Annotated in this window: 14 protein-coding genes; 2 read left to right on the top strand and 12 right to left on the bottom strand. The window is 66.0% G+C overall.

What is annotated here, in order from left to right; all coding sequences use genetic code 11:
- Positions 1 to 143: 143 nt before the first annotated feature.
- The 7 genes from FAZ97_RS02920 to FAZ97_RS02950 form a co-directional block, all read right to left on the bottom strand.
- On the bottom strand, positions 144 to 1,313 hold the full coding sequence (locus FAZ97_RS02920; protein ID WP_158757109.1) for an acyltransferase family protein: 1,170 nt from the start codon (positions 1,311 to 1,313) through the stop codon (positions 144 to 146).
- A 32-nt stretch (positions 1,314 to 1,345) separates the two neighbouring features.
- Positions 1,346 to 2,776: a UbiA family prenyltransferase gene (locus FAZ97_RS02925; RefSeq protein ID WP_158757110.1), complete on the bottom strand. Its 1,431-nt coding sequence runs from the start codon at positions 2,774 to 2,776 to the stop codon at positions 1,346 to 1,348.
- A gap of 218 nt (positions 2,777 to 2,994) precedes the next feature.
- Positions 2,995 to 3,420 (bottom strand): GtrA family protein, encoded by a 426-nt coding sequence (locus tag FAZ97_RS02930; RefSeq protein WP_158757111.1) that lies wholly within the window; start codon positions 3,418 to 3,420, stop codon positions 2,995 to 2,997.
- Positions 3,417 to 4,160, bottom strand: coding sequence for an SDR family oxidoreductase (locus FAZ97_RS02935; RefSeq protein WP_158757112.1), 744 nt, complete (start codon positions 4,158 to 4,160; stop codon positions 3,417 to 3,419). The genes FAZ97_RS02930 and FAZ97_RS02935 overlap by 4 nt, the downstream gene beginning before the upstream one ends.
- Positions 4,160 to 5,479, bottom strand: coding sequence for an FAD-binding oxidoreductase (locus FAZ97_RS02940; RefSeq protein ID WP_158757113.1), 1,320 nt, complete (start codon positions 5,477 to 5,479; stop codon positions 4,160 to 4,162). The genes FAZ97_RS02935 and FAZ97_RS02940 overlap by 1 nt, the downstream gene beginning before the upstream one ends.
- Before the next feature lie 142 nt (positions 5,480 to 5,621).
- Positions 5,622 to 6,884, bottom strand: a complete 1,263-nt coding sequence (locus tag FAZ97_RS02945; protein WP_158757114.1) for a glycosyltransferase family 4 protein — start codon at positions 6,882 to 6,884, stop codon at positions 5,622 to 5,624.
- 306 nt (positions 6,885 to 7,190) lie between these two features.
- Positions 7,191 to 8,357 carry a glycosyltransferase family 4 protein gene (locus tag FAZ97_RS02950; protein WP_158757115.1) on the bottom strand — a complete coding sequence of 389 codons (1,167 nt, stop codon included), beginning with the start codon at positions 8,355 to 8,357 and terminating at the stop codon, positions 7,191 to 7,193.
- A gap of 260 nt (positions 8,358 to 8,617) precedes the next feature.
- Here FAZ97_RS02950 and FAZ97_RS02955 point away from each other — a divergent pair, with 260 nt between their 5' ends.
- A complete protein-coding gene (locus FAZ97_RS02955) occupies positions 8,618 to 9,856 on the top strand; it encodes a glycosyltransferase family 4 protein (RefSeq protein ID WP_158757116.1) in 1,239 nt (412 codons plus the stop codon).
- Between the two features lie 84 nt (positions 9,857 to 9,940).
- Here the strand turns inward: FAZ97_RS02955 and FAZ97_RS02960 are convergent, their stop codons facing one another.
- Positions 9,941 to 11,098: a glycosyltransferase family 4 protein gene (locus FAZ97_RS02960; RefSeq protein ID WP_158757117.1), complete on the bottom strand. Its 1,158-nt coding sequence runs from the start codon at positions 11,096 to 11,098 to the stop codon at positions 9,941 to 9,943.
- A gap of 355 nt (positions 11,099 to 11,453) precedes the next feature.
- On the opposite strand from FAZ97_RS02960, the gene FAZ97_RS02965 reads away from it, so the two are divergent.
- Positions 11,454 to 12,638 carry a hypothetical protein gene (locus tag FAZ97_RS02965; RefSeq protein ID WP_158757118.1) on the top strand — a complete coding sequence of 395 codons (1,185 nt, stop codon included), beginning with the start codon at positions 11,454 to 11,456 and terminating at the stop codon, positions 12,636 to 12,638.
- A gap of 195 nt (positions 12,639 to 12,833) precedes the next feature.
- Here the strand turns inward: FAZ97_RS02965 and FAZ97_RS02970 are convergent, their stop codons facing one another.
- From FAZ97_RS02970 to FAZ97_RS02985, 4 genes are all read right to left on the bottom strand, one after another.
- Complete coding sequence (locus FAZ97_RS02970) at positions 12,834 to 14,600, bottom strand: ArnT family glycosyltransferase (RefSeq protein WP_158757119.1); 1,767 nt, start codon at positions 14,598 to 14,600, stop codon at positions 12,834 to 12,836.
- Positions 14,601 to 14,644: 44 nt separating this feature from the next.
- Positions 14,645 to 16,342 (bottom strand): hypothetical protein, encoded by a 1,698-nt coding sequence (locus FAZ97_RS02975; RefSeq protein ID WP_158757120.1) that lies wholly within the window; start codon positions 16,340 to 16,342, stop codon positions 14,645 to 14,647.
- Positions 16,343 to 16,621: 279 nt separating this feature from the next.
- Positions 16,622 to 17,737 carry an acyltransferase family protein gene (locus tag FAZ97_RS02980; protein WP_158757121.1) on the bottom strand — a complete coding sequence of 372 codons (1,116 nt, stop codon included), beginning with the start codon at positions 17,735 to 17,737 and terminating at the stop codon, positions 16,622 to 16,624.
- Between the two features lie 39 nt (positions 17,738 to 17,776).
- Positions 17,777 to 19,099 (bottom strand): hypothetical protein, encoded by a 1,323-nt coding sequence (locus FAZ97_RS02985; protein WP_158757122.1) that lies wholly within the window; start codon positions 19,097 to 19,099, stop codon positions 17,777 to 17,779.
- Positions 19,100 to 19,169: the final 70 nt, after the last annotated feature.

A 19,169-nucleotide genomic window follows, 5' to 3' on the forward strand; every position in this document is an offset into this window, starting at 1 on the left:
ACGATCTGCCGCGCCACGCCTTCGCGACGAAGTTCACACAGGTAAGCCATTGGACGCGAAACCGCCCTCGATGCGTGCGGCGGCCACGCCCTGGTGCCGCGGCGCGGGCGTGCCGCGAGCCGCACCGGCATCGCGCCCGCGCTTCAGGCCGTTTGCCGTGTCAGCGCGCGGTTGAACAGCGCGCGCAGCAGGTTCTTCAAACGTGCCCCGATGGGTGCGGCCACAAAGGCGGCCAGCACGAGCGCGGCAAGCAACAGGATCTTTTGCAGGCTCGAATGCGGGTTGTACAGGTGCGCCGCGGTCGCGGCGACGAGCATGGGGAAGTGCATGAGGTACAGCGGGAACGTCGCCTCGCCCGCCCGCCTTGCCGCGCGCACGACCCGGCGGCTTACGTGCAGACGCGGCTCGTAGAGCCTCAGGACGGCGAGCAGGGCGACCATGAAGAAGCAGAACATCACGGCGCCGAACACGAGGCTCGCGCCAATGCGCTGACGATTGCCGCCCACCAGATCGAAGAGCCACTCGATCGACGACTGCAGCACAGGCTTGAACGGCAGATAGCATGTCGCAAGCAGCAGCGCCGCGCACACGGAGCCCACGGCGAGCAACAGCAGCGTGCGGCGCGAGAGCGTGCGGGCGAACAGATCGTAGATGGCGACCCCTACCAGCCACAACATCATCATCGCGATGATGTTCGGGCCGAACAGAAGGGCGACGGCAAGCGGCAAGGCGAAGGAATGGCGGCGCGTGCGTGCATACGCGAGCGCGGCCCAGATCGCGTAGAAGCCCGCTTCGTAGCTAAGGCTCCAGAACGGCGAATTCGAGAACGGCACGATGTCGGCGCCCCATGACTGGGAAAACAGCGTGGCGTTCGCCAGCAGCCTGAGCACCGGCTGAGTTGCGTCGCTGCCCCAGCACAGCGCATACCACTGTGGCGAGGCGCTCGAGGCGTACGCGTCGAGCAGCACCGTCAGCGCGAGTGCGGGCAAGCTGATCGACAGCAGGCGGCTCGCGCGATCGACGAAAAAACGCTGCAGGTCGAACGAAGGCGAGGGCGGAGAAAACGAGCGGATCGTGTAGCCGCTCAGCACAAAGAAGCCCCCGACCGCCACCACGGCCGCCCCGGTCAGGTCAGGCCACTCGTACTGGAAGTAGCGCTGCGTGCAATGGCCGATCACGACCGTGAGCGCGAGCAGAAAGCGGATCAGGTCGAGCGCGACCGAAACGGACGGCGCGAGCACGGGGCCCGGCGCGCGAGCCTGCCGCGCATCGGCCCCATGCGCGCCGCTGCGGGCGAGGGGAAGTGCGACCATGGCCTGAGGCGTCGTGGCGGGCGGGCGCGAGATCACGTCGCCAGCAGCATGCTGAGCCCGCAAAGCGCCATCACGGCGAGGCTCGCACGGTCCTTGAACGCAAAGACGATCGGATCGTCGTGCATGTTGCCACGAAACGCGCACATCCAGATACGGCTCACCCAGTAAAGCGTGAGAGCGAAGGTCGCCCACAGCGCCTGCGGGTGCTGGTACAACTGCCGCATTTCGGGCGTATTCATATAAAGCGCGAGTACGAGCACGGCCAGGTAGGCGGAAGCCGTGCCGAACGAGCGCAGGATCGAGATGTCCTGTGTGATGTAGCCGCGGCCGGCCGCTTCGGTCTTGCCTTCGCGCAGGATGGTGTCGAGTTCGACATAGCGTTTGACCATCGCGAGCGAGAGGAAGATCGGCACGCAGAACAGGATCAGCCAGTACGAAAGCGGAATGCCGGTCGCCGTGCCGCCGGCGATCACGCGCACGGTATAGAGACACGCGAGCGTGAAAACGTCGACGAGCGTCATGCGTTTGAGTGCGAACGAGTAGGCGACCGTGGCCACGAAGTAGGCGGCCAGCACCGCGCCGAATTTCCATGGCAGCAGTACGGCGAGCCCCGCCCCGGCGCCGAGCAGCGCGATGGTCAGCACGATGCCGAACTTGAGCGTGAGCCGCCCCGAGGCGAACGGCCGGCTGCGCTTGCGCGCGTGGCGGCGATCGGCGTCGAGATCGAGCATGTCGTTGAGCAGATACACCGACGACGCGAGCAGGCTGAACGATGCGAACGCGATGCAGGCGGCAGTGAGCGCATGCAGGTCGGTGTAGCGGTGGGCGGTCAGGAGCGGCACGAAGATCAGGACGTTCTTCACCCACTGATGCACGCGCATTTCCTTGAGCACGAGCGGAATGAGCCGGCGTTTCTCTTCGAAAAAGATGGTGGTGGCGTTCGCCTTGCGCGCCACGGCGGCAATGTGCTTGTCGCCCACCACGATCGCTTGCCGCGCCTTTTGCCAGACGGGCACGTCGGCCCGCGCGTCGCCGCAATAGTCGAAGCCATGGTCGCCGAACTGCTCGACGAGCGCCTGTGCCTTGTTCTTGCCGAGCAGGTTGTTGCTGGCCGTGCTCGCGAGCACGCCCGTGAAGAGGCCTACGTGCGCGGCGATCTGCGAAGCGAGGCGCTGGTTGGTGGCCGTGCACAGATACAGGTCGCGTCCGCCCGAGCGCTCGCTGCGCAGCCACGCGAGCAGTTCGGTGTTGTAGGGCAGCACGCCCACGTCGATGTTCACGCGCTGAGCGATCTGCTCTTTCAGATAAGCGCGCCCGCGCAGCGCCCACGCGATGCACAGGAAGATGGAAAGCGGGTTTTGCTTGAACAGGACGAAGAAGGCTTCGAACAGCAAGTCGGTGCGCGTGAGCGTACCGTCCAGATCCACGCAAAGCGGAACGGAGTTAGCTGCGGGTGTGGCCATGTGGTTTCTCCGTGCCGGCGCGAAATCGGTCGGGGCGCCGGCAGCTGCTGCATTGGGCGGAGGGCGGCGCAAACGCCTCGCGCCCGCGCTCCGGAGGGTGAATCCATCGTAGCGAGCGCGCCGCCGCGGCTCTGTGCGGCAACGCACCACCGCCGGGCGCTACCCGGCGCGCGCTGAAAAGCCCAGCCGCGCAGTCAGGCACGCGGTCAGGCACGCGTTCAGGCAAACACGAAGCGCTTGTCGAGGTGATATTTCGTGACATAGCCGATCACCAGCCCGAGCGCGCCGCCTGTGAGACGCGCGGCTTCGCCGTGAAAGAGCGCGTCTGCGCCGAACTCCACGATCCAGAAAACGAGTGTCGTGCCGAGCCCCATCGCGACGTAAAGCGCGAACGTGCGCACGCCGTGCGCGACGCTGCGGTGCTCGTAGCGAAAGATCCATGCCTTGTCGAGCAGATACTTCACGACGAGGCCGACCGCGGTGCCGACGCACACCGAAATGGGCACCGCATACGTGCCCTGATACAGATGAAACGCCAGGCTCTGGCTGCCGAGATTCGCGCCGATCGAGATGGCTGCGAACACCGAGTACCAGAACACCAGCCTCGTGCGCGTGAGCGTCATGCCGGCGGCCGGGCTGCTCATAGCGAGATCCTCTTGAACACGAAGCCGGGCAGCGAGCGGATCACGAGCATGATTTCGGCCCAGAACCACGGTGTGTAGATCGAATCCTTGCCGCGCTCCACGGCGCGCACGATATCGGCCGCCACGCGCTCGGGGGAGGCAACGAGCGGTCCAGGCAGGGCGAGGCCTGCCGTCATCGGCGTATTCACGAAGCCCGGCTTGATCGTCAGCACCTTGACGTTCGACTTGAACAGGCGCGCGCGCAGCCCCTCGCAGAAGGTCGTCACGGCCGCCTTGGCGGTGCCGTAGACATAGTTCGAGGGCCGTCCGCGGTCGCCCGCCACCGACGAGATCACGGCGATCGAGCCGCTTTTCTGCGCTTCGAACACGCCGGCGAGCAGCGTGAGGAGCGCGATCGTGGAAAGCGCGTTGACGGTGATTTCGCGCACCGCCGCCTGCGGGTCGCGCTCGCATTCGGACTGGTCGGAGAGCGTGCCGTGCGCGAGCAGGACGATGTCGATGCGGCCAAGTTCGGTCACGGCCGCGTCGAGCATCGCGCGATGCTGCTCGAAGTCGTTGACGTCGAGCACGAACGTGCCGACCCGGCCCGCGCCGCGCACGCGCAAGTCCTGCGCGACGGCGTCGAGCCGCGTCGGATGCCGGCCGGCCAGCATGAAGTTCGCACCGCGCTTGACCCATTCGCGTGCGCAGGCCACTGCGATGGCGGACGAGCCGCCGACGATCAGGATGTTTTTGTCCATTACCGGGTTGTCCGTTGCCAGAAGCGCGACATCAAGGCGGGGTCGCGCAGTTGTTCGAGTGTTTGCCATGCTGGGTAGGCGGCGCGAAAATCCGCGCCGCTCATATGGGCGTCCTTGGCCGGATACTGACGGCCGCCCGCTTCGCGCACGATCGCGTCGAGCCGCGCGAACAGGGCGGCGTTGCGGCTGTCGTGCTGGGGGAAATCGAGTGCGAGGGAAATGCCCTGCATCGGGAACGACAACAGGCCCGGCGAGACGAGCGGGCCGCAGCGCTTGAGCACCGCGAGAAACGAGCCGGCGTTCGAGGAGGCGATGGTGTCGAGGAACGCATGCAGCGCGTCGCGCGCGCTCGCGTCCGGCACGACGAGCTGATACTGCTGGAAGCCGCGCCGCCCATAGAGGCGATTCCAGTTCTGGATGCTGTCGAGCGGGTAGAAGTAGCTCGCGTAGTCGACGACGGCGCCCCCGGCCTTCGCGGCCTCGCGCCGGTAGTAGAGCGTATTGAAGAGCTTGAGCGTGTAGCGGTTCACGGGCGACCACGGCGGCGCGAACGGCACGCGCCGCTCGCGCGGCTTCGGCATCTCGAAGCACTGGTCCGTGGCGTGATCGGCGCAGACATAAATGCCCCGGCCAAGCGACGCGCCGCGCCCGAGGCAATCGATCCATGCCACGCCGTACTCGTGCTGGGTGTCGAGTTCGTGCGACAACGCGAGGAATTCGTCGAGATTGCCGAAAGGCACCGTCTCGGTCGCGAGACGGCTGGAGGTGACCGGCATCAACTGCAGCTCGACCCACTCGACAATGCCCGTGAGCCCGAGGCCCCCGATCGTTGCGCAGTACAGATCGGTGTTCTCGTCGGGCGCGCACGCGAGCGGCTCGCGGTCCGAGCGCAGCAGCGAAAAGCGGCGCACGTGCCGGCCGAACGTGCCGCGCACGTGGTGGTTCTTGCCGTGCACGTCGTTGGCCACCGCACCGCCCAGCGTCACGAATTGCGTGCCGGGCGTGACCGGCAGCATCCAGCCGCGCGGCACCGAAAGCGCCAGCACTTCGCCAAGCGTCACCCCGGCTTCGGCGCGCAGGACGCCGCTTTGCCAGTCCGCCGCAATGAAGCGGTCGAGGCCGCGCAGCGCGACCACGTGATCGGTCGCCGCGAGGCAGCTGTCGCCGTAGCTGCGGCCGTTGCCGAACGGCAGCGTCGTGCCGAAACGGGTGCCCGTGTCGCGCAGCGCGCCCTGCACGCCTTCGCGCCAGCCAGGCGCGGGGCCTGTCTGCGGCGCATACGGGTAGTGGCCCCAGGAACTGAGCTTGGCGACGCTCATGATGTGCGCACGGTGGGAGAGAGTGAAAATGATCCCATCTTAGGCACGTCGTTATCCGCCAACCGTTAGAAGAGGCACACAACGCGTGTTCGCGCGTGTGCGCATCGCGAGCTTCGTACCCTTTCTTCGGTGGCTTGCGCGTTCAATCACCGAGGTTTGCGATCATCCGCTTCATCTGGTCGAGATAGGCTTCCACGGAAAAGCGCTGTGCAACGTCGTCCAACGCCTGGCTGGCCAGCCGCTGCGCCAGTTCGGGGGCGGCGCGCAGGATGGCGATCGCATCCGTGAGCGCGGTGACGTCGCGTGGCGGCACCAGCCAGCCATTGGTCCGGTGCCGGACGATTTCGGTCACGCCGCCGGCCGCCGCCGCGATCACGGGCCGGCCCGCCGCCATGCCCTCGATGATCACGCGGCCAAACGGCTCCGGCTCCGTCGACGTGTGCAGGATCACGTCCACGGCTTTCATCCACGCGGGCATGTCGTCGCGGAATCCGGCGAAGATCAGCCGGTCCTGCACGCCCAGGCGCGCGGCCTGGCTATGCAGCGATTTCACGTATTCCTGTTCGCCGAAGAGGGCGGAGCCGACCAGCACGAGAGACAGGTCCGGTATGCGCGCGAGCGCTTCGAGTGCAATGTGCTGGCCTTTCCACGGCGCGAGGCGGCCGAACAGCCCGGCGAGATACACATTCTCAGGCAGTCCGAACTGACGGCGCAGGGCGGCCATGTCTGGTGCGTCCTTGCAGCGGAACTCTTCCAGGTCCACGCCGTTATGCACGACCGGCACGTTTTCGGTCGCGCAGTGCGCGAGCGCGATCAGCGAATCGGCCGATGCGCGCGAGTTCGCGATCACGTGATCGACCGCGTAGCGCGTGAGCCAGCGCACGATGAGGCGCTGCAGCGGGCCGAAGTGCTCGCTCGACATGATGTCGTGCAAGTGCCAGACAATGCGCTTGCGATGCAGCGGCTTGCCGAGCGCGCCGAGCACGAGCGCCTTCTGCGTGTTGAGAAAGAGAATGTCATAGCCTTGCGCGTGGCGCGCGATGGCTCGCACCTGGCGCAGGATGCCCGGCAGCGCGCCAAGCCATGACAGGCGCAGCGTGTCCTTGCGGATGTCCGACACGCTGGCCTCGCACGCGAGGCTCACCGGCACGCCGAGCGATTCGAGCCGCGTGCGAAAGGGGCCGTCGGAGAGCAGCAGCACTTCGCGGCGCGCGCCCCACGTGGCCGCGAGCGGCATGAGCGAGAACTCCGCGCCGCCCAGTTGGCCGCTCTGATCGACGAACAGAACGCTCGCTGTTTCCTGTCGCACGTGCGTTTGCCCGAGAGTTTCGCCGTACGCGTCCGCATTCGCGAGCATGCCCGGCGCCAGGATGGGCGGGGTTGCCTGTGTCGTATCTTTGAACATGAAAGTTTTACCAGCGAGAAGTAGGTTTTTCTGCTGGCTATTATTCGTGGCGAATCAATTGGCATGCGTGCCCCTCCGCACTTACCCCAACTGACGTTGGCATTACAATTGCCTGCGATTTTCCGGCGATCCGTTAGCTAACTGAATGGTATGCACTCGAATGGGGCCGGAAGATGCTTAGTGATGCGAAGCAAGAAGGAATGGCAAGGCACGGCGCGACGTCGGTGCCGTGCAGAAAGGCGGGAGGGCGTTGGCGAAGGCTGGCGCGCACCGCGCGGGCGCGCCAGACAGATCGGGCTGCGTGCGCTACCGCACGCTCAGACGCAGGTCGTCTTCGGTGTGCAGCGTGTCGCGCATCGCGCTTTGTGCGGCGATGGTTCGCATCACCTCCACCATGAACGAGCGGCGGAACACCGCGGGCGAAAAACGCTCCGCGTTCTTGCGGCAGGCTTGCGGCGTAAAGCTGTCGATACTGCGGTCGAACGCCATGACCGCCGTGCTCAGCGACTGCGCGGTCTGCTCGGGAAAATAGATGCCGGTCGGCTCCGGCTCGCCAAGCGGGATGACGGTTTCGAGCACGCCGCCCTTGCCGTAGCAGATCACGGGCGTACCGCACGCCTGGGCTTCGAGAATGGCGATGCCGAAATCTTCCTCGGCGGCGAACACGAACGCCTTCGCGCGCTGCATGTGGTCCCTGAGGACTTCGAACGGTTGATAGCCGAGAATGCTCACGTTGGGCGAGGCCTTCGCGCGCACTTCCGCCATCTGCGGGCCGTCGCCGATCACGACGAGCTTGCGCTCCGGCATGGCCGCAAAGGCCTCGACGATCATATCGATGCGCTTGTACGGCACCATGCGCGAAGCGCACAGATAGAAGTCTTCCTTTTCGGCGCGCAGTTCGAACCCTTGCACGTCGACAGGCGGCGCCACGACGCACGCATCGCGCCGATAGGTCTTCATGATGCGACGCGCGACGAAGTGCGAGTTGCACAGCAACTGGTCCACGCTGTTGGCCGAGCGCGAGTCCCAGTTGCGCAAATAGTGCAGCAGCGCGCGCGCGGCCCAGGAGCGCATGCCGCGCGTGAGGTGCGATTCGCGCAAATACTGATGCTGGAGGTCCCACGCGTAGCGAATGGGCGAGTGCACGTAGCTCACGTGCGTCTGGTCGGGGCCGACCAGCACGCCCTTGGCGACGGCATATGAACTCGTGATGACCAGATCGTAGCTGGCGAGATCGAATTGCTCGACGGCGAGCGGCATGAGCGGCAGGTAGCCTCGATAGCGGCGCCGCGCGAACGGCAGATGCTGGATGAACGACGTCTGCACGGTCTTGCCGCGCACGACCGAACGGTCTTCGAGAAAGTCCACGAGGCTGAACAGGTCCGCGTCGGGGAAGCACTCGATGATCTGTTGCAGCACTTTTTCGGCTCCGCCAGAAACGACGAGCCAGTCATGCACGATGGCCACTTTCATGACAGCGACTCTCCTCCGGAGCTTCCCGTTGATTCGTGGTGGTTTCTGGTGATGCCTGGTCGTTCCTGGTATTGCCTCGTGCTTTCTGGCCGTGCGCAAGTCCATAAACCAGCATTCATGCGTAGCGTAGAGCCGCCTTCGTCGTTCGTAAGTGCGGGCGCCCACACTGCTTCGCGCGAGCCGCGTGAATAATGTGGCCGGACATACCCGGTAACGCAGCCTCGCTTCGAGGCATCGATCAACCGAGTGGATCTGCCGCCATGCATACTCTCGCACCCGTTGTGGTTTCCTCAGATGAGCTGCCGCCGTCCGTGCGCACCAACGCGCCCAGCGTGTTGTTCGTCGATCAGAGCGGGCAACTGGGCGGCGCGGAGTTCTCGCTCATGCCGCTCGCGGCCACATGGGGCGCGCGCCGCGAAGTGCTGCTGCTTTCGGATGGACCTTTTCGCGCACGGCTCGAATCGCTCGGCGTGCCGGTAAGCCTCGCGTGCGAGGCGAGCGTGTCTGGCATTCGCAAGGACTCGCTGCGTTTGTCGTGGCTCGCCGCGCTGCCAGGCATCGTGCGCCAGGTGCGCACCATCGCGCAGCACGCGAAATCGTTCGACGTCCTCTTCCTCAATACCCAGAAGGCGCTCGTGTTCGGCGCGCTCGGCAAGCCGCTGCATCGCAAGCGGATCGTCTGGTATTTGCACGATGTCATGTCGAGCGAGCACTTCGGCCCGCTGCAACGGCTCGTCGTGCGCTGGCTCACGCGCTACGCGGTCGATCATGTGGTCGCGAACTCGCGCGCGTCGGCCGAGTCGCTGATCACGCTCGCGCACTGCGCGCCGGAAGACGTGCCCGTGGTCCACAACGGGATCGATCTCGAAGCGTTCAGCCGCGCCGATACGTCTGACATGGCCACGCTGCGCCGCCAGTTCGGGCTGCCGGAGAACGTGTACCTCGCCGGGCTGTTCGGACGCCTCGCTTCGTGGAAGGGGCAACACATCGCGCTCGAAGCACTCGCGCGCATGCCGGACCTCCATCTCGTGCTCGTCGGCTCGGCGATGTTCGGCGAAGAGGCCTACGAAAAGGCGCTGCACGAACAGGCCGCGCGGCTGGGCGTAAGCGATCGTCTGATCTTTGCGGGGTTTCGCGACGACATGCCCGCATGGATGAAAGCCGTGGACGTGGTCCTGCATACGTCGACGGAGCCGGAGCCGTTTGGCCGCGTGATCGTCGAAGGCATGGCGGCGGGCCGCCCGGTGATCGCATCGGCGGCGGGCGGCGTGCCCGAGATCGTCAACCACGGGTGCAACGGCTGGCTCGTCGAGCCGGGCAATCCGGCGGCGCTGGCCGAGGCGATCGAAACCGTGCGCCGCGCCCCCGACCTTGCGCGCGACGTTGCATGCCGCGCGCGCGACGACGCCGCACAGCGCTTTTCCGTCGATACCTACCTCAACCGCATGACGAGCGCGATTGCCGGTTGTGCCGCGCGCGCCCGCGCCCGCAAAGCATAGCGGCGCGTGTTGCTGTGCTTGCCGCGTTCGCGCCTCATGGCGCGAGCGCGGCGGATGAAGCACACAGCGAAACTACGCTGGAAACTACGCGGCGGCGATACCAGGATTGTGCTGGAACTTCGCGGCATAGAGCGCCTCGAAGCGGCGCGCCAGTTCGTTCCACGAATAATTCGGCGCGGTTTCGAGCGCACCGCGTCGCAGCGTGCGCCAGCGCGCCGGATCGTCGATCAGTGATTCCAGCGCGTCGCTCAGCGCCTGAGGGTTGCCCGGCTGCACGAGCACGCCGTTCACGCCATCGCGGATATACGTGCGCAGCGCGCCGATATCGGTCGCAACCGGCACGAGCCCGCAGGCCATCGCTTCGAGCGGCGAAAGCGGAAAGCCGTCGAAGCGCGAAGGGTAGGCGAGCAACTGGCAGTCGGCGAGCACTTCCTTCAGGCGCGCGTTGTCGTAGCGCGGCACGACGATCACCTGGGCTTGCACGGCGGCGTCGAAGCGCGCGCGCGTGACCGCTTCCGGCTCGCCGGCGCCGAGCACCTTGATCGTCGCTTCGGGATGGCGCGCGAGCAGCGTCGAGGCCGCCGCGACCAGCGTGTCCATGCCTTTCCAGTAGTTCGCGCGCCCCATGAAGGCGATGCGGTGCGGACGCACGACGGCGTCTTCGTCGCGTTGCAGCGACGTATTGGCGGCCTCGGCGAAATGCTCGTCGATGCCATTGTCGATCACCGCCACGCGCTGCGCCGGCATGCCCAGTTCCCGCATGGCGTAGCTGCGCTCGGCGTCGTTGAGCACGAGTGCGAGATCGGCCCACACGAACGATTTCGTGCATTCCCAGATACGCAGGCCGCCCCAGTAAATCGGGTATTTCCAGTTGGTCGTGAGATGGCCGTGACGGCGCGCATCGATCAGCGCTTCGTGCACCATCGGCTCCATGCCGTGGCTGCGCGTGGCCGAGAGCTGCCGTGCCCGCCAGCCGAAAGCGCGGCGCAGCAGGTTGATGACCCAGCCGTCGCCGGCGGAAAGGTCGAGCACGTCGTAGTCGGGACGGCGCGCGACGCGCGCAAGGACGAACCACGGAAAGAGCAGATTGATGCCGATCGACGGCAGCGCGGGCATGTCGTCGTAGGACATCAGCTCGACGTTGTGGCCGCGCGCGCGCAGCGCACTCGCGAGTTTGACCGTGACCCCCGGTGCACCGGCGTTGGTGTCGAGTCGGTGGTGGATCGTCATCAATATGTTCATCGCGTCCTCATTGCTGTGGGCCGTTGCGCGCCGCGCGGCATGCGCGCGCGATGGCCCCACTTTTTTGGTTTTGACGGTGGGTGGTCTGAAGCGTCGAAGCGCCGTTGTGAAACCCCGTTGCGAAGCCTCGCCATGAGGCCTCGTTGTGAAACCCGAGGGTGAGGCCGGGCGCGCGGTGCGTCTGTGCGGCATCGCGCAATAGCCGCGAAGGTGCCTTGGAGGTGCCACGCAGACACGTTCGCGCCGGGCTGCAATGTTGCCCGTCGAACGGTGGCGGAGGGCTTCGCGCGAGTATCGTCGGACGATGTGGGAAACCGTGGAGTGCGCCCGTCCGCGCGGCGCCAGGGAGTCGACAATGACGAATACAACGCAGTCAGAAAAATCGGGTGCGCAAGCCGGCGCGTTCACGCGTGGCGTCGTGATGCTGTGCGTGTACGTGCTGGTTGCCGCGGCGTCGTACTGCGGATTCTTCGCGAAGTACGCGTTGCGCGACGATTCCGTACACGATTCGATGGTGCGTATGCTCGACGCCACCGCCGACCGCCCCTATGTGTATCGTCAGCTGATTCCTTACGCCGCGAACCTCGCCGAAAAGGCGATTCCGGCCGACGTCGCCGATCGCGTGGTCGGGCATCTGCAGCAGGAGTATCCGAAGCACAACTGGCTTGCCAATACGTTCGCGCGTGCCACCGACGCGAGCAAGCCCGCCTATGTGCTGCGCTACTACCTCGTCTATTTCATGAACTTCGCGGCGCTGCTGGCGGGCATGCTGATGCTGCGCGCCGTGTGCGTCGAACTGACCGGCCACGTGGCGGCGGCCACGCTCGCGCCGCTCGCCTTCGCGCTCGCCATGCCCGCAGGCAACTTCTGGGACTTTCCCGAACTCTTTTTCATGGCGCTCGCGGTCTGGCTCGCCGCGCGCGGCAAGGGTCTCTGGCTCATCCTGCTCACGCCGCTCGCCACGCTCAACAAGGAATCGTTCCTGTTTTTCGCGGTGTGCCTCTACCCGTTTCTGCGCGAGCGCTTCACGATCCGGCACGCGCTCGCCGTGGTGGGCGCCTGCGTGCTCGCGGCCGGCGCCGTCAACGCGATCATGAAACTGCGCTATGCGGGCAACCCCGGCGACCTCGCGCAGTTCAACCTGATGACCAACCTGCGCTTTTTCGCCGATCCGCGTAACTACCTGCTGACCGACTGGACCTACGGCATCCCGTTGCCGAAGGGCTTTAACGTCGTCATTCTGTTCGTACTCTTTACGATCGTGCGTACCGGCTGGAAGCGGCTGCCGCACGCGGTGCGCCAGCACGCGTTGATCGCTTGCGCGATCAACGTGCCGCTCTATCTGCTCTTTGGCTGGGGCGACGAAGTGCGCGCGCTCAGCATGGTCAATGTGAGCGCAGCGCTCCTGCTGTGCGAGGGGATTGCGGCGTATATGGAGAACGCGCGCCGCACGGCGCCCGCGGTCGTGCGCGCAGTTGCGCCCGAAGCGGACGCGCGCCGCGCAGCCAGCGCGGCGCCTTCGATTGCGAGCCAGCCGTAGTTGCTGGCCGCAGTTGCTGGCCACAGTTGTTGGCTTTGGTTGCCAGCCGTAGTTTCCAGGCTTAGTTTCCAGCCATAGTTGCCGGCCGTAGTTGAGAGCGGCAATTGCCAGCGGTACTTGCCCGCGGTAGTTACCAGCGGTAGTTACCAGCGGGACTCCCCAGCCGTCGCCGCCAGTCCCGCAACTAGCGCCTGATCAGCGCGGCGCGCCGCCGTCGCGCTCCATCGCCAGAACGCGCGTGCGGTAGTTCGGTATCCAGCCGCCCACTTCCGCGCTGCCGACTTCGTGATAACCCGGCAGCGGCGCGAACGTCACGACATAGCGGTCGTCATTCACCCAGTACCAGCTCTTGCCGGGCTTTTCCACGTACGCCGGATCGTAGGCGTACAGCCCGTTCACTTCGAGGCCGCCGTCGATTTCACCGATCGGAACGCCGTGCGCCATCAGTTCGTCGACCAGTTGCCAGCGCGCGCGGTTCCACGCGAGATAGTCGTGCGTGGCGCTCACGGCGAATACGCCAGTGACGAGCAGGAGCGCCCACGCGATGACGTCCACGCGTCGCCGCGCCGCGCCGCCGCCGGCGCGCGCGCGAAGCCGCTCGCCCGCGTCGAGCGGTTGGGCGGCTTGGGCTTCCTGCTGGTCTTCGATGGCGATCAGTGCGGCGAGCAGCGCGAGCGGGGTGAGCAGATAGCGGTCGAAAAAGCCGCCGATGATGAGGGGCGCGCAATAGGCCGCGACCGCCGCCAGAAGGAACACCTGCACGGACAGCAAGGCGCTGCCTTCGCGGCGCATCACACGGCGCACGATATTGCGCGTGATCCACACGAGCTCGTACGCGAGCATGACCGCGCCGAACAACGTGATCGCGGTGACGACCTGCCAGAACACGAGCGGCGCGCGCGGGAACGCCGAAGGCGGCAGCACGAGCGTTTCGCGCATCGTATGCGGGCCGACTCCGGTGGGCTGGATGATGTTCCAGCCAAGCGGCATGGGGTGATGGGTCGCGAGCAGGACGGCCGTGCCGCCAACGGCTGCAAGCACGAGCGCCGCGAGCAGCGTGCGGCCTGCGCGGCTGCCGGCGTGCCGCCGGTACACCGCGGGCGCGCGCCAGACCAGCAGGGGAGCGAGGAACCAGCCCAGATAAGTGAGCGCATTGAAGACGCCGCGCGCGATGCTCGTGAACAAGCCGTGCGGCGCAAGCAGGTTTTGCAGCGCAGCCATCTCTTTCGCGTGGTAGGTGGCGGGCAGCGCGCCGCGCGCTTCCAGCCAGAGCGCGAAGAGGCGCAGTATCGCCGCGCACGCGACGATCGACCCGGCGGCGATCCACAACGGCGCGGCGGAACGCTTGCGCTGCACGCAGCGGCGCTCGGCGGCGAGCGTAATCGTCATCGCAACCGGCAGGCACAGGGCCAACTGGCGGATCAGCAGACTTGCCACGACCGCTGCGAGCGTCGCGGCCAGCCAGACCCCCCGGCGTGTGTTCAGATAGCGGCAAAAGAGCCATACGGAGGCCAGCACGGCTGCCGTGAACGGCACGTCGGCCATGAACGTGTTGGCGAGATTGAAGTAGAGCGGGTTGAACGCGAGCACCGCCGCCGTGAGCGCGGAGCTGCGCGCGTCACATCCGTGCGAGCGAACGAGGCGCTCTAGCAGCACGATGCCGATGAAGCCGGCCACCAGCGTCGAGATCCGCAGTGTCGTGTAAGAAAAGCCGAAGGGCACGCAAAAGAGCGAGCCCCACAACACCTGCGTGATGAGCGGCATCGAGGTCCAGCCGGTCGGATGAAACTGCCCCGTCTGCAACAGCCGCTGGACCGCGATGCCGTAAGACCAGTCGTCGTTGAGCGGGAAGTTGCCGACGGGATTGACAACGATCGCGAAGGCCACCCAGGCGAGCGCAACGTACCACGTCGAGTCGATGCGCAGGCGCAGGTTTTGCCGGACAGCAAGTGTGTTCGCCATGACTTCCCCCGTAGTTCGAGTATGTGCTGGCTGGTGTGGCGCGCTCAGTGGTCGTTGCGCTGCAGCGTTAGCAGTTTCGTGCGGAAGTTGGGCAGCCAGCCGTCCACGTCGATGCTCGCGATGGTGTGGTAACCCGGCTCGTCGCCGAACTGCACGATGTATTCGTCGTCGATCACCCACCAGAAGCTCTTCGCGGGCGTGTCGACGTACTTGGGATCGTACGTATACGTCCCGTTGAATTCCTCGCCGCCGTCGATCTGCGCGGGCTTCACGCCCTGGCTGCGCAACGTGTCGAGCAGCGCCCAGCGGGCGCGGTTCCAGCTCATATAGTCATGCGTGCCGGCCACCGCGTAGGCGCTCGTCAGCACCAGCACGAACGCGGCCGCAGCGGCGAACCCGCGCGCGGGTTTGCGTGCCTCGCTCGGGTCCGATTGCCATTCGATGGTGAGGAGCGCGAGCAGCGCGAAGGTCGGCCCGAGCAGATAGCGGTCGAAATAGCCGGCGAGGACAAGCGGCGCGAGATAGATCGCCGCGTTGAACAGCAGGAACGCGCGCACGGTCATCGGCGTGTCGAACTGGCGCTTGCGCCACGCGCCGACGAGCTTTCCGGCGATCAGTCCAAGCTCGAGCAGCAAGAGCGTGGCGCCGCCAACGGCGATCAGCGTGATGAGGAGCCAGAACGCCTTGGGCAGCGGCTCGGGGCCGGGCAGGGTGCCGGGCGCATTGTGCAGACGCACGGGGCCAAGGCCGTTCTCGTTGATCGTGACCCAATCGAGCGGCATCGGGCGAACGGCGGCCATCAGCACGAACCAGACCAGGCCGGTCACGGCGGCGGCGATGAGTATCGCGCGGCCGTGGCGCAGGCCGCGGTAGCGCGCGATCATCGTGGGCGCGCGCCACAGCAGCACCGGGCAGAGGAACCAGCCCAGATGCACGAGCATGCCGCGCGTGAATTGCTCGACCTTGATCCCGAGTATGCGAGCCGAAGCGAAATTGCGGGCGAACGAATCGGTCGGGTCGCTCGCCTCGACCGGCAGCACGTGGCGCGCCTTCAGCCAGAGCACGAGACCGACGAGCAGCGCGACGCTCGCGACGATCCCAAGCGCGCTCGCCACGATGGCCCGCTTGTCCTTGCGCGACTCGAACACCAGCGCGGCGAACATCGCCATCGCCAGATTGAGCCCTAGCTGGCGCACCGATACGGCGGCGAGCGCGAACGCAAGGGCCGCGAGCAGCGTGAGCCCGTTGCGCGAGCGCAGGTAGCGGCAGAAGAACGCCGTCGCCACGATCGAGTACGCGGCGAACTCGATATCGGTCATGAACGACACGGAAAGCACGAGCCAGATCGGGTTCAGGCCCAGCACCAGGGTCGCGACGATGGTCTTGCGGCGGTCGCACCTAGCGTCCTGCAGGAGCAGCGCCAGCGCGACGAGCGCGATGGCCGCCGCCGCGAGTGACGAGACGCGCAGCGCCGTATGCGAAAAGCCGAACGGCAGGCAAAAGAGCGCGCCCCAGTAGGTCTGCCCGATGAGCGTCATCGACGTGTAGCCGCCCGGCGTGAACTGGCCGGTTTCGAGCAGCGTACGTACCGGGATCGAGTACGACCAGTCGTCGTTGAGCGGGATATCGCCGGTGGGATTGACGAGGAGGACGGCGACCAGCCAGATGGCAAGCGGTATCAGGATGGCGGCGTAGTCGCGCCGGCCACTGGCAAGCGGTTTGGTCGTGAATAGCGTATCCATGTCTGCATAGGCCGAGTGAGGTTCCGGATGCCGGGGAGGATCGGCGGCGAAAGGGACGACAAAAGGACGACGAGCGCATGCATTACGCACGCGCGAGAGGCGGCCAGTACCGACTGGCCGCCGGGCATGGGCTGCCTCTCGCGCGGCGGTGGCGTCTTGCCGGAGCAACCCGGCGTCGTCAGCGGTGATGCTACGAGCGCGCGCCCCGTGGCTCTGTACGGCAGCGCACCATGCGGCGCGGCGGCGGGCGCAAGGCGCACGAAATGGGCATGGAAGGCGCTATTCGGCGTCGCCGAGCGTGGCCTTCGCGGCGCCCGCGCGGGCCGGGCGCAGGGCGTGCCTCACGTGCTCGAGGAAGCGGCGATAGTGAACCGAAAGACGCGGCTCGAGCAGCGCGGCAATCGCAATCGAGAGCACGACCATGCAGGCCATCACATACATGCGCACGTCGAAACCGATATGCAGCCGCTTGTCGGCGAACTTGATCATCATGTAGCCGAGATTCTGATGGATCAGATAAAGCGGATAGCTTGTCCTGCCAAGGAGCGCATAGCACTGCTTGACGCGCGGATGCACGGCCTTGCGCGTAAAGATCACGAAGATCGCGAGCGCGGCCAGCGCCATGAAGGGGCCGCTCAGGGGGCCGGGGCTCGTGTGCGTGAGCAGCTCCGAAATGCGCGCGGACTCCATCCATAGCCGCATGGCGACGATCGCGAATGTCAAGGCGAGCGCGACGAAAATGCCGGGCGAGCGGCGCTTTTTGAGGATCAGCAGGTAGAGCAGGATGCCGAGCGCGAAGAAGGGCGCGTACTGTTCGAACGGATAGGGTGTGCCGGGTCTCGCCTTGAACGGAAAGCCCGGCACGAGCGTCGCGGCGCTGTAGAGCGTGAGCAGCAGCGCGAGCGTCGCCGTATGTTTGCCGATGTCCGCGAAGCGCATGACCGCGAACACGATCACGTAAAAGGTCACGAGCGTGCCGAGCGACCAGTACGACCAGTCGATGCCGCTCACAAGGGGCAGCGGCAGCACGAGAACGGAGCTGAGCAGGCTGAGCGTGGACGGCGCGTAACCGGCGGCGAACTCGGCCATGAAGGTGATCGTGGCGCACACGAGCAGGCACGGCCCGAGCCGCACGAGCCGGTTCGTCATGAAATCGCCGGGACTGCGGGTGAGCGCCGACGCGATGATGTTGAACCCGCTGATGACGAAGAAGATATCCACGCCGAACGAACAGTAGCGCAGCGCCGGGAAATTGACGGGCGCGGCGCCGATCACGCCGAGCAGCGGCCCGAAATAATAGTAGTGCCAGGCCATCGTGAGGCAGGCGAGCAGGAAGCGCAGCGCTTCGAGGTAGTCGAGCTTCGCGTGGGCGCCCGGTCGCTTTTCGTTGTTCATTGCATGCTCCTCGCTGTGTGATTGATATGTGCGGGGCGATCAGTGAAGGAATTGCTCGATCAGCGGCCGGAATCGGTAGAAGGGGCTAAAGCCCATCAACATGCAGCATTCAGGAAGCCGAAAGGTCAGGCAGTAAAACAGCGAGAGCAGGAAGAAGGCCTTCCCATGGCGGCTGCTGCGCCAGGCGAAGGCTGTGATGAGATCGCGCGATACGTACTGCATGGCCGGGTCGAGCCGCTCGCGCAGGCGCGCGGGAATGAGGCGCCGCGTGTCGGGCGGGGTGATCGAAGCCTGGCCATCGGCGAGGAGCAGCATCAGGTACGACATCGCGACCGCCGAGAGCCAGCGACCCCAGTCCATCGCGATCACGAAGATCGGCGTGGACCAGAGCGCCAGAAACCAGAGAATCGCGAGATGGCGGCGCAGCAGGTCGGGGCAGCACACGCCGCCTGGCGCGTCGCGCCGCGACGTGATGAAGGCGAGCACCGCGCCAATGCCGACGGCGCCAACCGCCCACTCCCAGAACTGGCCCGACACGACGACGTGCAGCGACATGGCGAGATTGGCGAGCGTGCTCCAGGTCAGCACCATCATCGCCCCGTACGGGACGTTTGGCGTATCCGGCGAGAGGGACGCACGCACTGCCGGGTCGACCGCCATCCACAATTCGTTCGCGAGCTGCGGGTTGCCGCGCCACATCAGGCACACGCCGAGCATGACGACCTGGAGGACGAGCGCGAGCCGTGTGAGCCGCGTAAAGATGCGCCGGTCGTCGAGCTGCTTCGCGATACGCCGCGCGAGCAGATAGAACGCCGGAAACGAGATGAATACGAACGCTTCGTGAATCAGCGGCAGCATCACGCACTGCGCGAGGAACACGGCGAAGAAAACGCCCGCGGCGCGTAAGCGGATCTGATCTTTGGCGGCACGGCAGATGAAGAGATAAAGGAGGCAGTCGCTCGCGAGCGAGATATGGAACAGCATCTCCTTGCGGAAGAAGTATTCGTCGCCGAAGGCCATGTGCACGAGCCCGCCGGGCAGCAGGAGCGCGAGCACGATGGCGGGCGTGCTCTGCCAGCGCGAGGCGCGCCACAGCGCGAACAGCAGCACGCACAGCAGCGTGTAATTGACGAAGACGAGATGGTTGATCGCGCTGATCCAGTCGGCGTTCTCGCGCACGAGGGCGAGGAGCGAGCCGCCCAGACCGCGCCGCACGAACCCGGCGTCGTAGGTGATCAACCAGTCGGAGTAGCCGTAGCCGCTCCAGTTCAGTGTCTCCGGCATGGACGCGGTCACGCCCCAAACGAGCGCGACGCCCGTGCCCATGAGCGCGAGAACGATCCACAGATTGGCTCGTTTCATTACGTGCATCCTTTCTTGTTGTCTCCCCGGAGCGCGACCTGCACCCGCCGTCTCGCACCTCGCACCGCTA

Source organism: Paraburkholderia acidiphila (genome assembly GCF_009789655.1).
Taxonomy (GTDB): domain Bacteria; phylum Pseudomonadota; class Gammaproteobacteria; order Burkholderiales; family Burkholderiaceae; genus Paraburkholderia; species Paraburkholderia acidiphila.

Coding starts and splice junctions, on each gene's coding strand:
- FAZ97_RS02950 (WP_158757115.1), bottom strand. CDS start 8,357: ATGAAAGTGGCCATCGTGCATGACTGGCTCGTCGTTTCTGGCGGAGCC.
- FAZ97_RS02935 (WP_158757112.1), bottom strand. CDS start 4,160: ATGGACAAAAACATCCTGATCGTCGGCGGCTCGTCCGCCATCGCAGTG.
- FAZ97_RS02965 (WP_158757118.1), top strand. CDS start 11,454: ATGACGAATACAACGCAGTCAGAAAAATCGGGTGCGCAAGCCGGCGCG.
- FAZ97_RS02975 (WP_158757120.1), bottom strand. CDS start 16,342: ATGGATACGCTATTCACGACCAAACCGCTTGCCAGTGGCCGGCGCGAC.
- FAZ97_RS02980 (WP_158757121.1), bottom strand. CDS start 17,737: ATGAACAACGAAAAGCGACCGGGCGCCCACGCGAAGCTCGACTACCTC.
- FAZ97_RS02970 (WP_158757119.1), bottom strand. CDS start 14,600: ATGGCGAACACACTTGCTGTCCGGCAAAACCTGCGCCTGCGCATCGAC.
- FAZ97_RS02955 (WP_158757116.1), top strand. CDS start 8,618: ATGCATACTCTCGCACCCGTTGTGGTTTCCTCAGATGAGCTGCCGCCG.
- FAZ97_RS02930 (WP_158757111.1), bottom strand. CDS start 3,420: ATGAGCAGCCCGGCCGCCGGCATGACGCTCACGCGCACGAGGCTGGTG.
- FAZ97_RS02920 (WP_158757109.1), bottom strand. CDS start 1,313: ATGGTCGCACTTCCCCTCGCCCGCAGCGGCGCGCATGGGGCCGATGCG.
- FAZ97_RS02985 (WP_158757122.1), bottom strand. CDS start 19,099: ATGAAACGAGCCAATCTGTGGATCGTTCTCGCGCTCATGGGCACGGGC.
- FAZ97_RS02925 (WP_158757110.1), bottom strand. CDS start 2,776: ATGGCCACACCCGCAGCTAACTCCGTTCCGCTTTGCGTGGATCTGGAC.
- FAZ97_RS02945 (WP_158757114.1), bottom strand. CDS start 6,884: ATGTTCAAAGATACGACACAGGCAACCCCGCCCATCCTGGCGCCGGGC.
- FAZ97_RS02940 (WP_158757113.1), bottom strand. CDS start 5,479: ATGAGCGTCGCCAAGCTCAGTTCCTGGGGCCACTACCCGTATGCGCCG.
- FAZ97_RS02960 (WP_158757117.1), bottom strand. CDS start 11,098: ATGAACATATTGATGACGATCCACCACCGACTCGACACCAACGCCGGT.